The 14,662-nt window shown below is 43.7% G+C and carries 11 protein-coding genes; 10 read left to right on the forward strand and 1 reads right to left on the reverse strand.

Annotated features, from left to right (window positions below; genetic code table 11):
- Nucleotides 1-113 precede the first annotated feature (113 nt).
- Together AAEY99_RS07590 and dbpA are read left to right on the forward strand one after the other, a co-directional pair.
- Complete coding sequence (locus AAEY99_RS07590) at nucleotides 114-980, forward strand: pirin family protein (RefSeq protein WP_101086102.1); 867 nt, start codon at nucleotides 114-116, stop codon at nucleotides 978-980.
- A gap of 325 nt (nucleotides 981-1,305) precedes the next feature.
- Nucleotides 1,306-2,709 carry an ATP-dependent RNA helicase DbpA gene (gene dbpA / locus AAEY99_RS07595; protein WP_101086101.1) on the forward strand — a complete coding sequence of 468 codons (1,404 nt, stop codon included), beginning with the start codon at nucleotides 1,306-1,308 and terminating at the stop codon, nucleotides 2,707-2,709.
- Nucleotides 2,710-3,042: 333 nt separating this feature from the next.
- On the opposite strand, the gene AAEY99_RS07600 is transcribed toward dbpA, so the two are convergent.
- Complete coding sequence (locus AAEY99_RS07600; protein ID WP_351009889.1) at nucleotides 3,043-4,476, reverse strand: DEAD/DEAH box helicase; 1,434 nt, start codon at nucleotides 4,474-4,476, stop codon at nucleotides 3,043-3,045.
- 336 nt (nucleotides 4,477-4,812) lie between these two features.
- Between AAEY99_RS07600 and AAEY99_RS07605 the strand changes: the two genes are divergently transcribed.
- The 8 genes from AAEY99_RS07605 (at nucleotide 4,813) to nqrE (ending at nucleotide 14,640) form a co-directional block, all read left to right on the forward strand.
- Nucleotides 4,813-5,871, forward strand: coding sequence for a DUF3626 domain-containing protein (locus tag AAEY99_RS07605; RefSeq protein WP_162022314.1), 1,059 nt, complete (start codon nucleotides 4,813-4,815; stop codon nucleotides 5,869-5,871).
- 320 nt (nucleotides 5,872-6,191) lie between these two features.
- Entirely contained in the window at nucleotides 6,192-7,982 is a 1,791-nt protein-coding gene (gene cydD, locus AAEY99_RS07610) for a heme ABC transporter permease/ATP-binding protein CydD (protein ID WP_351009891.1), read from the forward strand.
- Between the two features lie 35 nt (nucleotides 7,983-8,017).
- Nucleotides 8,018-9,715, forward strand: a complete 1,698-nt coding sequence (gene cydC / locus AAEY99_RS07615; protein ID WP_197708422.1) for a heme ABC transporter ATP-binding protein/permease CydC — start codon at nucleotides 8,018-8,020, stop codon at nucleotides 9,713-9,715.
- Nucleotides 9,716-10,050: 335 nt separating this feature from the next.
- Nucleotides 10,051-11,430: a Na(+)-translocating NADH-quinone reductase subunit A gene (locus AAEY99_RS07620; RefSeq protein WP_350998021.1), complete on the forward strand. Its 1,380-nt coding sequence runs from the start codon at nucleotides 10,051-10,053 to the stop codon at nucleotides 11,428-11,430.
- Nucleotides 11,430-12,644 carry an NADH:ubiquinone reductase (Na(+)-transporting) subunit B gene (locus AAEY99_RS07625; RefSeq protein ID WP_101086096.1) on the forward strand — a complete coding sequence of 405 codons (1,215 nt, stop codon included), beginning with the start codon at nucleotides 11,430-11,432 and terminating at the stop codon, nucleotides 12,642-12,644. The genes AAEY99_RS07620 and AAEY99_RS07625 overlap by 1 nt, the downstream gene beginning before the upstream one ends.
- A complete protein-coding gene (locus AAEY99_RS07630; RefSeq protein ID WP_101086095.1) occupies nucleotides 12,634-13,401 on the forward strand; it encodes a Na(+)-translocating NADH-quinone reductase subunit C in 768 nt (255 codons plus the stop codon). Before AAEY99_RS07625 ends, AAEY99_RS07630 begins: the two co-directional genes overlap by 11 nt.
- Nucleotides 13,402-14,022: an NADH:ubiquinone reductase (Na(+)-transporting) subunit D gene (locus AAEY99_RS07635; protein WP_101086094.1), complete on the forward strand. Its 621-nt coding sequence runs from the start codon at nucleotides 13,402-13,404 to the stop codon at nucleotides 14,020-14,022.
- Between the two features lie 9 nt (nucleotides 14,023-14,031).
- Nucleotides 14,032-14,640, forward strand: a complete 609-nt coding sequence (nqrE, locus tag AAEY99_RS07640; protein ID WP_101086093.1) for an NADH:ubiquinone reductase (Na(+)-transporting) subunit E — start codon at nucleotides 14,032-14,034, stop codon at nucleotides 14,638-14,640.
- Nucleotides 14,641-14,662 lie beyond the last annotated feature (22 nt).

Raw genomic sequence — 14,662 nt, forward strand, 5'->3', positions numbered from 1 at the left:
TCATCCTTGTTAATTGGTCTATTTTATCGAAAGAAAATCACACTATTATGCAATATTTATTCAGTTAACAGCCTGCTATTATTAAATAGTTATTTTTCATCACCGAGGTTTTCATGAAAGTATTACAGCGTTTTAGCGCTTTGCCCGCAATGGACGGTGATGGTGTAAACATTAATCGTATTGCCGACTTTGATAAGCTTCGTTTTGATCCATATTTAATGATCGATGAGATTAAGTCTGATGATGAACAAGATTTTATTGGTGGTTTTCCGCCGCATCCACATAGAGGTGTAGAAACCTTTACTTATATTCGTAAAGGCGGCTTTGAACATCGCGATCAAATGGGCAATGTTAAACCTATTCGTGCCGGAGATGTGCAGTGGATGAGTACTGGCAGTGGCGTGCTGCATTCTGAAATGCCATTAGCAGATGCCAAAGAAGGGCTGCATGGGTTTCAAATTTGGATCAATATGCCAGCAAAACACAAAATGCGTCCGCCTATTTATCAAGACAGCAGTAAACAGACTAATCCCCGTATAAATAACGAACACGGCGCAACGCTTGTTGCCTTGGCGGGGAGTTGGGGTTTTAATCATGAGCCACATAAGATTACTTCAACTCTTCAGGGGTTAGCTGGCCATGGGGCAATTGCTGATTTAACGTTAACTGAATATGGTCACTGCACGCTGAATCTTGCAGAGCACCAAACGGTGTGCGCTTATGTGTATCAAGGCGAGCTTAACTATATTGATGCACAAGGTTTGCGAGAAACTGCAGGAGCAGGGCAGTTTTTAGTTTTAAATGCGCTTGAAGTCTGTCATTTTCAAACCGAGGCCACAGGTGCTGGGTTGTTAATATTAGCGGGCAAGCCGATTAACGAAAAAATTGTCCACATGGGGCCGTTTGTGATGAATACCCAGGCTGAGATAGAGCAAGCTGTTCGTGATTATCAGCAAGGCCACTTTGGCCAAATTACCTAGCATTACCCTCAAAATAAGCTGAATTATCGATAAATATTTGTCAGCGAACTGCGAATAAAATTGCTACAATAGCTGACATCTGGCTTAGGTTTGTTTTAAGACCTTTGCTCACACCAATCTTATTTATTATCTGTTCCTTCTGGCAAGATAAATCGTTCGCAAATAGCGGTAAGCATTTTTCATATAACATCATTGTATATGCTAATTTTGTTCCGCTGTTTAATGATAGTTTTGCGCGTTATTGGCTCATTTATGTAATGGTATTGGTATATTTTTTTGCAGCTTTTGCCTGCTTTTTACCTTTCGATATCAGAGGATATTTGCCTTGAGTCAGTCTACAGAACAAGTCGTTAACACGGCTTTTGCATCACTTAAATTAAAACCTGAATTGCTTGAAAACCTCCAAACTATGGGTTTTGAATCGATGACTCAGATCCAAGCTGAGAGCTTACCGCCTATTTTGGCCGGTGAAGATGTTATCGGCCAAGCGATGACTGGTTCAGGTAAAACAGCTGCCTTTGGTTTAGGATTGCTTAATAAACTGGATGTAAAACGTTTTCGCATCCAAACCATGGTGCTTTGTCCAACGCGTGAGTTAGCCGACCAAGTAGCGAAAGACATTCGTACCTTGGCCCGTGGTATCCATAACGTTAAAGTACTAACGCTATGTGGCGGCGTACCTATGGGGCCACAAGTTGGCTCATTGGAACACGGAGCACACATTATTGTCGGTACTCCGGGTCGTATTGTTGATCATTTAGATCGCAACCGTTTAGATTTAAGTAACATGAACATGCTGATTTTAGATGAAGCCGATCGCATGTTAGAAATGGGCTTCCAACAGCACATTGACCAAATCATTGCCGCGGCCCCTCGTGAACGTCAAACATTGCTGTTTAGTGCCACGTTCCCAGATCAAATCCAAGCGATTGCCGATCAAATTCTGTATAAACCGGTAATGGTTAAAGTTGAAGCTAAACACGATAACCTCACTATCGATCAGCACTTTTATCGTATTGAAGATAACCAGGGCCGTCTTGAGGCATTGCGTTTATTGTTATTAGATAAGCAGCCTGGAAGCGCAGTCGTGTTTTGTAATACCAAGCGTGAAACCCAACAAGTGGCTGACTCATTACATGAGTTTGGCTTTAGCGTACTAGCATTACATGGCGATTTAGAGCAGCGCGATCGCGATCAAATGTTATTGCAGTTTGCTAACCGTAGTGCGCGTATTTTAGTTGCTACCGACGTAGCTGCACGTGGTTTGGATATTGATGAGTTAGACGCAGTATTTAACTATCATATTGCTTACGATACTGAAGTGCATATTCACCGTATTGGCCGTACTGGCCGTGCTGGCAGTTCTGGAGCCGCATATACTTTCTTTGGTGAAGAAGACGGTTACAAAATGGCGATGATTGAAGAAGCCATGAACAAAGATGTCGTCAGTGAGCCTTTACCGCCAATGAGTGCGCTCAACAAGCAACCACTAGCTGCTGAAATGATCACGATTCAGATTGAGGCGGGTAAAAAGCAAAAAATCCGTCCTGGTGACATTGTTGGTGCATTAACGGGTGGCAATGGTTTAGATTTTAACGATATTGGTAAAATTAAAGTGACTGATTTTCGCGCTTACTTTGCCGTAAAAAGCAATGTGTCTAAACAAGCGATGAATATCATCAGTAAAGGTAAGTTAAAAGGCCGTAGCTATCGTGCTTGGTTCATGTAACTGAGCCTTTTGCAGCCTGTAGGGTTGCAGTTGATTTATTTGCAGTTGATTGATAGTTAGTCGATTGGGTTATGCCTGAATAATAAAAAAGCCGCTGAACAATGTTCACCGGCTTTTTTATGCTCTATCGCTAATTAACCTCAGCTCGGGATAATAAACAGTTATCAAACAGTCTTTTGTCTCGCTAACAGTGTTGTATCGACTTGCAATAGGCTAGCTATTGACGCGTCAACACGCCTTATTAGCAAAACAAATGACAAGTTTGATATGAAATAGATCAAATTTTGTCGTTTTAACTAACTTATCCCATCTCTTAACCCGAGTTAAGGTTAGTTAGCTTTTAACTTTAGCGTTGGCATAAGGATTATTGCTATTTGCTGACACTACTGTTGCAGTACCACTGCGACGTGGTGGACGATTACGCTGTGGTGGTTTATTACCATTCGCTCTAGCTTCCGCTTTAGGATCTGCAGGCTTATCGTGACTGCGTGATGGTTGGCGAGAGTCAGGTTTACGCGCTGGTTTATCACCTTGAGCGCCATCATTTGCATGCTGTTGAGCATGTTTACTGCGATTCGGGTTTGGCTTTTTAGCGCTATTACCGCCAGATCTGCTACTCGCTTCAGGGATAGTGAATGGTGCTTCAAAACCAGCAAGTTGCTTACGCTCAATAACACGATTGATTAAACGCTCGATATCATGCAGTAATTTAACTTCTTCAAGACCCACTAATGATACAGCTTGACCTGTTGAACCTGCACGGCCGGTACGGCCAATACGATGCACATAATCTTCAGGTACGTTAGGTAAGTCAAAGTTAACCACGAATGGCAGTTGATCGATGTCGATGCCACGCGCGGCAATATCTGTTGCGACCATAACTTGTACTGCACCGGCTTTAAAATCTGCCAATGCTTTAGTGCGTGCTGTTTGGCTTTTATTGCCATGAATGGCTGCGGCTTTTATGCCAGCAGCTTCTAGGCTTTTCGCTAAACGGTTAGCACCATGTTTGGTACGAGAAAACACTAACACCTGTTTCCAATCATTGGTTTTAATCAGTTCGATTAGCGCCATTGATTTACGGGTTTTATCCACTGGATACACACATTGGGTCACAGTGTTTGCTGTTGCGTTACGCGGCGTAACTGAAATCTCTACCGGATTGTTAACCAGGCCTTTAGCAAGTTCACGAATTTCATTCGAGAATGTTGCTGAAAACATCAAGTTTTGACGCTTAGCGGGTAATAATGCTAATACTTTTTTAATGTCGCGAATAAAGCCCATGTCTAGCATGCGGTCTGCTTCGTCTAACACTAGAATTTCTAATTTGTTAAAGCTAATGGCTTTTTGCTGACATAAGTCGAGTAAACGGCCTGGCGTTGCGACCAGAATGTCGACACCATTTCTGAGCGCAGCTAATTGTGGCACGATGGACACGCCACCAAAGACTACGGCTGATTTTAACGGTAAGTTGATGCCGTAAGTGGCGACGCTTTCTTGTACTTGCGCGGCAAGTTCGCGTGTTGGTGTTAATACTAGCGCACGGACTTGACCACGTTGCGCTCGTTCACCTTTAGATAATAATTCTAAAATTGGTAAGGTAAAACCAGCTGTTTTTCCTGTCCCTGTTTGTGCTGCTGCCATTACATCTTGACCGGCTAAAACAGCTGGAATTGCTTGTGCTTGAATTGGAGAGGGGGTGTCATAACCTTGTTTTTCAACCGCTTTTAAAATAGCAGCATTCAGACCAAGTGAGGAAAAACTCATAGAAAAATCTCTTTGGGCAACGCATTGTTGCTTTGAATAAAAGGTAGCCAGTAACGGCGGCCGTGAAGCTTACCTGAAAACCTCTTTGAGTGCTATCAAATCCCTGTGTGGGCAACGATATATACTCTGTAATCACAATTAATAATGGACTATTTAATGGTGAAAATGTCTCGCTTATGATTGCCAAATACAGCGATTTAATGAAATCGTGTTAATCTTAAGACCAGAATCAGTGCTAAAAGTCGACTTATTGCATACAATAAAATGGTAACTCGTTTTCTATCTAAATATTCAGCGACTTAGCTGAGGTTACTTAACTTAAGGTGTCTCTAACTGATGAAATTAACGGCACAAATACATATTGAGAAAATGGCGTATGAGCTGCGAGATCATGCTCATGCCGTGATCAAAAATGTGCTGTTAATGTCTAATATTTCAACCTTATCTCTTCAACTTGCTATGCGCGAGCTCGCTCAACATAGCCGAGTCGCGTTGCATTTTCATCCCGATCAAATTGATAATCGAGGCCTCACTGTCGTTGATGGTTTATTGCGTGACGGGGTGTATAAAAGCCAGTTTGAAACCCATGTCTCTAATGGTCATTTATCACCAGAATTAGGCGGTTCTCGCGACCATTGGGAAAACCAATTATTTGGTCACAGCTATTCTGGGATTAAGCATCGGCCTAAATATGGTGCGTTAGATTTTGGTTTGTGCCCATTAGGTCCGGCGCCTCGCTTTGGCAGTTGTTATTTAGTGACTCATCCTCAAATATTGTCTCGATGTACCTTTAGTTACATGGACTCTTATCGGTTGCCCAAAGAAAAGGGCACTATAAAGTGTTTTGATGCGATTTTAGCGGCATTACTCAGTGAGAGCTTTGAGCGTCAATATGCTTTGGGTATTTCTGGGCTTAAACCGAGTAAGTTGATTGAACATTTTAGTCAGCATTTAACCGATGATATCAGTAGCCGTTTCGATGTGGCCCCTAGCGGTAATTTAGATCATTATATTGAAGCCCAAATTCACGGCGATGTGTCGCTGGATCAAGATATTGCCATATTAGTGGCCGATCCGTCATATGTAGGCACTGCCATTGGCGATTCATTAGTCGCCTTGTGTCATGAGTATGGAATTGAGTTGCATTGGCATCAAGGGCGGCAGATTAATGTGGCACAAATACCCGATGATTTTCGTGGTGCTGCGATGCCTATTTTGGCGCAAAGCCTTGCTGAAAATGAGTTGATTAATGCTGAGATTATTGGCCGTGCGGCGTACCAATTGCAAAAAAAACCGGCTTCATGGAGTGAGCGTGGTGCACATTCTAAAAAACGACAAGACTTAAAGTTACTCTGGCACGTATTGGTAAAATACGGGGAGAGTACTGGTCAATAAATGTTATTACCAACAATAAATTGTTTTACTCGCATTGCTTCCCCTTTGGTTCTTTTTGCAAATTAGCTTGGTTTTGTCGCTCAACGTGTTTGTGCTTAACACTGTGATGTTGTTTGTGATTAACCATTTTATTTGTAAAAGATGCACTTTATTGAATTTGATAAGTTTCAAGCTGATAGTGGTTAAATTTAATCTTTAAATAAGGCTTTATTAGCAAAATGTGAATCAGATAACATTTACACTGTTTTAGGTGTTAACTCGATGCCAGTACTGCGATACTGCGTGATTAAAGTGGTCATCGATAACTCTGCCGGAGCTTCATGGACAAGTCGTTAGAAAAGTCATTAGCCAAATGGCTTAAAAGCCAACAATCTTCTTGTGGTATTTTCCTCAAACTATCGGTGCTATGTGGTGTGCTAAATGGCATTGCCATGGTGGCACAGGCCTATTTTATTGCTCAGATTTTACAGGGTGTCATTATTGATAACCTTGTTCCCGCCACATTAAACATTCAATTTTTTGCCCTTATTGGTTTGCTATTCACCCGAGCATTGTTAGCGCAGGTGCGTGAACGGATAAGCTTTGAGGCGGGCAAACGTTTACGCACCGACATACGCCAAGCGGTGCTCAATAAATTAGTCGCATTAGGGCCGGTATTTATTAAAGGCAAACCTGCTGGGTCATGGGCAACCTTAGTATTTGAGCAAGTTGAAGATTTGCATGACTATTATGCTAAATACCTACCGCAGATGATGCTGGCAGGGTTTATTCCTTTGCTTATATTAGCCTGTGTGTTTCCGCTTAATTGGGCCGCTGGGATCATTTTGATGGCCACGGCACCATTGATTCCGCTATTTATGATTTTAGTGGGTATGGGCGCCGCAGATGCTAATCGTAAAAATATGCAGGCGTTATCACGTTTAAGCGGTCATTTTATGGATCGCCTAAAAGGCCTGCAAACGTTAAAGCTGTTTAATCGCGGTGAAGCCGAGTTAGTTAACATTGAACATGCTTCGGAAGATTTTCGTGCCCGGACGATGTCGGTATTACGCTTAGCCTTTCTTAGTTCCGCGGTATTAGAGTTCTTTGCCGCGGTATCGATTGCCGTGTTGGCGGTGTACTTTGGCTTTAGTTACTTAGGCCATTTAGATTTTGGTCACTATGGCGTACAGGTAAGTTTGTTTACTGGCATGTTCGTGTTGATTTTAGCGCCAGAATTTTATCAACCCCTGCGAGACTTAGGCACTCATTATCACGCCAAAGCTCAAGCGATAGGCGCTGCAGAAGCGTTGGTTGAGCTACTTGATTATCACGTTAATACCCCTGCTAAAATCCATTCAGCATCACCAGATATGGCGTTCACAGCCGACAGCATAGACATTCAAGCGATTGGGGTTGAAGTGTTTAGTTTAGATGGTCAGCGTTTAGCTGGGCCAATATCATTTACATTACCCGCAGGTGAACACTGGGCTATTGTGGGCCCAAGTGGTGCGGGTAAAACCAGCTTGCTTAATGCGTTGCTGGGTTTTTTGCCTTATCAGGGATCGTTACTGATTAATGGTCAGGAGTTGTCACAACTTAATGTGGCTCAGTGGCGGCAACATTTGGCTTGGTTAGGGCAAGATCCGCAATTGTTTCATGGCACGGTGAGAGAAAATGTTGCATTGGCCAATCCGCAATTAAACGATGAACAAATTATGACGTTGCTAGAACAAGCTGATATCAGTGAGTTTGTAAAGCAGCAACCATTAGGCCTCGATTTAGTCATAAGCGACCAAAGTGCAGGAGTGTCAGTGGGCCAGGCCCAGCGTTTTGCATTAGCACGTGCGTTGGCACAACCCGCTAAATTGTTTTTATTAGATGAACCCACTGCCAGCTTAGATGCCCAAAGCGAGCAGTCAGTGCTGGCCTCGTTGCACCGCGCGATGCAGTCGACAACAGCATTAACCGTTACCCACAAATTAGATGATTTACACAACATGAATTACGTATTGGTGATGGACAACGGAATGGTAGTGCAGCAAGGCCATGTAAATGATTTACAGCAGGCTGATGGATTATTAGCACAAATGCTCAATCAGCAACAGAATCAACAACCGGAGGTGTGCTGATGTCGCAACCCGTTGATGCCGCGCCGCGTAACATTATTCAGGTGTTACGGCCGTTTATTGCTTTGTTCCGCCGCCAGTGGCTGATGATGTTAGTCGGCTTATTGCTTACTTTTACCACGTTACTCACCGGTATTGGTCTGTTGTCTTTATCTGGTTGGTTCTTATCAGCCAGTGCGGTAGCAGGCTTAGCAGTGTTGACGGCCCAAACATTCAACTTTTTTACCCCGGCAGGAGGCGTTCGATTTTTCTCCATCGCCAGAACAGCAAGTCGTTACGGCGAGCGCTTAGCAACGCATGAAGCGACCTTTAAATTGCTGACTCAACTGCGTGTTTGGGCATGGAATAAGTTGCTACCGTTGAGTGCTGCTAACTTACAAGGTCTGCGCAGAGGCGACTTACTCAATCGTTTAGTTGCCGACATTGATACGTTAGATCATCTCTACTTACGCTTACTCACGCCAATGACCGCATCTTTGATGATGATTGGGGTATTGTTGGTGTTTCTCGGGTGGTTTGATAACCATTTAGCCTTGAGTTTATGTGCTTTGTTATTAGCGGCTTGGTTTATCTTACCGCTGGTATTTTATTACTTAGGTAAGGCACCTGGGCAAGCATTGATGCAAGCGCAAAGGCAATATCGAGTCGAGTTGTTTGATGTTATTCAGGGGCAAGCTGAATTAAGTTTATTTGGCGCCAATAAGCGTTATTTAGCCCAACTTGATAAATCACAGCAGGCTTTATTTAGTCAGCAAACTACCATGGCTAATATTACTGGGTTGAGCCAAGCATTATTGATATTAATCAATGGCATTGCAGTAGTGTTTATGTTGTATTTAGCGGGTCAAAGCGTCGGGGATGCCACGCCTCCGGGGCCGTTAATGGCCTTAATGGTGTTTGCCACCATGGCCAGCCTTGAAATGATGATGCCAATAGCCGGTGCATTTCAACATTTATCTAGCACAGTACTTGCCGCCCGAAGGGTGACCGAAATAACCGAACAAACACCGAGTGTTAAATTTAATGCTAACAGTCACTTGCAAGCAAAACACGGCGCCTTGCAGCTCAGTGGTGTTCACTTTGGTTATCACAGCCATTCACCGGTGTTACAAGGTGTAGATTTGACTCTTAAAGCCGGTGAAAAAGTGGCTATTTTAGGTCCCACAGGTTGTGGTAAATCCAGCTTGTTGGGGCTGATTACTCGTGATTGGGCGCCGCAACAAGGGTCTATTTCGCTTGATGGCGAGCCCATAAGTGCCTACAGCGATGCCAATCTTCGTGCTGCGATGACCGTGGTGAGTCAGCGAGTTTATCTGTTTTCTGGCACCTTACGTGACAATTTAGCCTTGGCGTTGCCCTTTGTGCAAAGCGAAACCCAAAAAGCTCATGATCCTCGTTTTATAGAGGTATTACAGCGCGTTGGTTTACAAACCTTGTTGCAGGGCGATAAACCATTAGATTGCTGGATAGGTGAGGGCGGTCGGCAATTATCGGGTGGTGAGCAGCGCAGAATCGGAGTCGCAAGGGCATTATTGCGTGACGCTCCTTTGTTATTGCTTGATGAACCGACTGAAGGATTAGATAAACGTACCGAGCGTGAAATCCTTAACGTGTTGCTCGATTTTGCGGAGCATAAAACCCTGTTAATGATTAGTCATCGTTTAACTGCGTTAGAACAAATGGATTGCGTGTACCTTTTTCAACAAGGTCGACTAATTCAACAGATAGCGGATTAAACTCTTAGCCTAGCGCGATAGAACATACGTTATGGCTGTTTTGGTGCGGAGTAATCAAGCCTAATTTGTAGATATTAATCAATCTAGTCGTGGGTTTTTTATGGATTATTGGTTATAACATGTACCGCTAATACTGCCGGAATGTAACAACCCTTTTGACACATAAATTACATAAATAGTTTTATCTCGAGACCATAAATTGACCTGCTTCACAAATCTGGCATTCGGTTATGTTCCAAAATTACAGTCCTCGCTCGGAGTGTGATCTTAGTTACTATATTAGTAGTTGCAAACATATAACATAAGCTATCGAATATTTTTAGATGGTGAATGTGATGGCTGGTGTTACCAATCCAGTAATAACTATTAAGCGCGGACTTGATATCCCGATTGCTGGAGAACCACTGCAGCAAATAGATGGCGCACCTAAAACGACCCAAGTGGCGTTAATTGGTGAAGAATACGTTGGCTTAAAGCCTACAATGTCGGTTGAAGTGGGTGATCATGTCGCCAAAGGCCAAGTGCTGTTTGAGGACAAGAAAACCCCTGGCGTGTTATTTACTGCGCCAGCCAGCGGAGTTGTTTGTGCAATTAATCGCGGAGAGCGCAGGGTACTGCAGTCGGTAGTGATTGATTGTGATGCCACGCAAGAGCCTGCCATTATTCTCCAATCAGTGGATATTCATGCACTATCACATCAAGCAGTTAAAGACGGTTTAGTCCGCAGTGGCTTATGGACTGCGCTGCGTACGCGTCCTTTTTCTCGAGTGCCCCAATTAGATGTCAGTCCTGCAGGGATATTTGTTACTGCTATTGACACTAATCCTCTTGCGCCCGATCCGCGTGTCATTATTGCCACTCAACCACAGGCTTTCCAAGCCGGATTATTTGCCCTTACGTTTTTGACCACCGAAAAAGTGTATTTATGCCAAGACGATGGCGTTTCGTTATTGGCAGATGCCAGCAGCGAGTACGACTTATCGCAAGTCAGTGTGCAACGCTTTAACGGCGTGCACCCAGCAGGATTAGTCGGCACTCACATTCATTACCTGTTACCAGCCAGTATTGAACGCCAGGTGTGGCATGTGGGTTACCAAGACGTGATTGCCTTCGGCAAACTGTTTTTAACCGGTGAACTGTATACTGATCGCATCGTCGCGCTAGGGGGGCCTAATGTATTAAAGCCGCGTTTAGTACGTACCCAGTTAGGCGCAAAGTTAAGCAAATGGGTAAATGGTGAAATTGACCAGCGACAGTCGCGCATTGTGTCTGGGTCATTATTGTCAGGCCATACCGCTGCTGATGTGTACGATTACCTAGGTCGATTCCATAATCAAATTAGCGTATTGACTGAAAATGAACGTCAAGAGTTGTTGCCTTGGGTGCGTCATGACAGCAGTAAATTTTCACTTACCGGCATCATGATGTCAGGTTTTAGTCGCACCAAAAAACTGTTCGATTTCACCACTACTGCTGGTGGTTCTCCGCGAGCCATGATGGCGTTTGGCCAACTGGCCCGCGTTATGCCGCTTGATATTTTACCCATCTTGTTAGTACGTGATTTAGTGGTGCGAGATACCGATGAGGCACAACTGCTCGGCGCATTAGAGCTAGATGAAGAAGATTTAGCGTTGTGCACTTTTGTGTGCCCAGGAAAGTATGACTTTGGTAAAGAACTTCGTGCTTGCCTAGATATTATCGAGAGGGAAGGTTAATGAGTCAGCAACAGAAAAAGCCTAGCAAACAAGACAGCTATTACGCTCATGGCAACTCGATGCGCAGCTATTTACGTTCGTTGTGGATAGCCAATGGTCGTAGCACCAAAGGTGATGTGCATATTCGTGATGCGATTGATGTTAAGCGCACCATGCATATTGTGGGCATGTGCTTATTTCCTGCAATGTTATTGGGCATGTACAACATTGGCCTGCAGGCTCAAATAGCCATTATTGCCGGGGCAACACAGCCGGATGTATGGCAACTTGCCTTTTATGACTTACTGTTTGGCCCACTTACGCAAAGCGCAGGTTTAATCAGTTTGTTCGCCTATGGTGCCAGTTTTTATGTGCCATTTTACTTAACCGCGTTGGTGGTCAGTTTGGTGTGGGAAGTGGTGTTTGCCAAAGTGCGCCACCAAGAACTGCACGAAGGCTTCTTTATCACCGCGTTATTATTCTCACTCATATTACCTATCTCTACGCCGTTATGGATTGTGGCTTTGGGCCTTAGCTTTGGTGTGGTCGTGGCCAAAGAGATGTTTGGTGGTATGGGTTACAACTTTTTAAACCCTGCACTGGCGGGTTATGCGTTTATTTATTTTGCATACCCAACAGAAGTGGTGTCATTAAGCCAGTTTGTGGCGGTTGATGGCTTTTCTGGTGCAACGACGTTAACCCTTACCGTGGCTAAAAAATTAAGCTTTATTGATGTGAGTTGGTTCAGCGTATTAAGCGACAGCACTTGGTGGGATGCCTTTTTAGGTTTTACCCCAGGTGCAGTGGGTGAAACCAGTACCTTAGCCATCCTTATCGGTGGTGGTATTTTACTGCTTACCCGCGTAGCTGATTGGCGTGTGGTAGCCGGCGTGATGCTAGGAATGATCATAACCGTTTTGTTGTTTAACTACTTTGGTTCTAGCAGAAATCCTATGTCGGCAATGCCGTGGACATGGCATTTAGTCACTGGTGGTTTTGCACTGGGGATGATGTTTATGGCCACCGATCCGGTAACGGCGTCATATACCCGCAAGGCTAAATTTGCCTTTGGTTTTATGATTGGTTTTATGACCATTATTATTCGTTTACTGAATGCCAAAATGCCAGAGGGCATTATGTTGGCTATTTTGTTTGCTAATTTATGGGCACCGTTATTCGACTACTTAGTCGCACGCGCCAATATTAAACGGAGACTAAAACGTCATGGCCTTTAAGAAAGATAGCGTCGCTGGAACAATGATTTTTATCATCATTTTAAGCCTAGTTTGCTCATTTATGATCACCGGTACCGTGGAGATTTTAAAAGAGCGTAAGTTGGCTAAAAAGCGCGAAGAAGTGCAGCAGTTTGTGTTAAAGGCTGCGGACATCGACATCAGCCAAGGTGACTTTAGTGAGTTATTTGCTCAACGAGTGAAGCCTAAGATGGTTAACTTGGCGACAGGCAAGGTGACTGAAAAAGCCAATCTACTTGATTTTGATGAGCGAATGGCATCGATCAACCCTGAAACCTCGACCAAACCGAAAAAAGATATCGCTAAAATTAAAACCATGGCGACCGACATTCGTATTTTTGAGGTGTATGACACCAATGGCCAACTTGCCAGCATTGTTATGCCGATCTATGGCAAAGGTTTATGGTCGATTATTTACGGTTACATGGCGATAAAACCAGACTTAAACACTATCGAAAATATCGTGTTTTATGAACATGGCGAAACCCCAGGTATTGCGGACTTTATTACTGACCCACAATGGTTAGCCTTGTGGCAAGGCAAAACGTTATTTGATGCCAAAGGTAATATTGCCATTAAAGTGGTTAAGGGCGGCGCCAAAGATGGTGACATTCACGGTATTGATGGCGTAAGTGGGGCGACTCGTTCCGGTGTCGGTATTCAGCGCTTAGTCGAGTTTTGGTTTGGCGTAGAAGGATACCAAACCTATCTACACACGTTAGCTGCGGAGGGTAAGTAAATGAGTCGTGCTATTTCAACTCGTGAGATCCTAACATCGCCAATTATGGCTAATAACCCTGTGGCAATACAGGTATTAGGTGTGTGTTCGGCTTTAGCGGTCAGTAATTCGATGCAAACTGCATTCGTCATGACACTTGCTGTGACCTTTGTGTTGGTATTTTCTAACTTGATAATCTCAAGTATCCGCAATTTTATTCCTAATAGTGTGCGGATTATTGCGCAAATGACGGTGATTGCCTCGTTGGTGATTATTGTCGATATGGTGCTACAAGACGTGGCGTATGAATTGTCAAAACAGTTGTCTGTGTTTGTTAGTTTGATCATCACTAACTGTATCATTATGGGCCGAGCTGAAGCCTTTGCGATGAAACATCCGCCTCATTTAGCCGTATTTGATGCCTTAGGCAATGCCTTGGGTTATGGCTTAATTTTAATGGGCGTAGCGTTTATTCGTGAGCTACTGGGGCGTGGCAGTTTGTTTGGTCACAACATATTTACCACTGTTGAAAATGGCGGTTGGTATCTTGCAAATGAAATGTTCACTTTACCACCCAGTGCGTTCTTTTTAATTGGCGTGATGATTTGGGTCATTAAAATCATTCAGCGTAAGCGCGGATAAGGAAACAGCATGGAACACTATATTAATTTATTTATCCAAGCGGCGTTTATCGACAACATGGCGCTGTCATTTTTCTTGGGTATGTGCACCTTTTTAGCCGTGTCGAAAAAGGTCTCTACTGCATTTGGTTTAGGCATTGCGGTGATTGTGGTCATGATGCTGGCTGTGCCATTAAACCAAATTATCTACGTTAATATCTTAGCGCCAGGCGCATTAGCTTGGGCTGGGTTTCCTGAGTTGAATTTAAGCTATTTACAGTTGATTACCTTTATTGGAGTCATTGCTGCATTAGTGCAAATCTTAGAAATGTTTTTAGACCGTTATATTCCGACCTTATATCAGTCATTAGGGATCTTCTTACCGCTATTAACGGTGAATTGTGCCATTTTTGCTGGGGTTATCTTTATGGCTAACCGTGACTATAACTTTACTGAGTCAGTGGTTTTTGCTGCGGGTTCTGGTGTGGGGTGGGCGATGGCCATTGTGTTATTAGCGGGATTGCGTGAGCGGATGAAGTTTCATGCTATTCCTGATGGGTTACAAGGCATTGGGATTACCTTTATTACCACCGGCTTAATGGCTCTGGGCTTTATGTCATTTGCGGGCATTACGTTATAACGCATTGAAGAGAAGGGTTATT

It is taken from the genome of Shewanella sp. S1-58-MNA-CIBAN-0166 (genome assembly GCF_040310085.1).
In the GTDB taxonomy this organism is placed as follows: domain Bacteria; phylum Pseudomonadota; class Gammaproteobacteria; order Enterobacterales; family Shewanellaceae; genus Shewanella.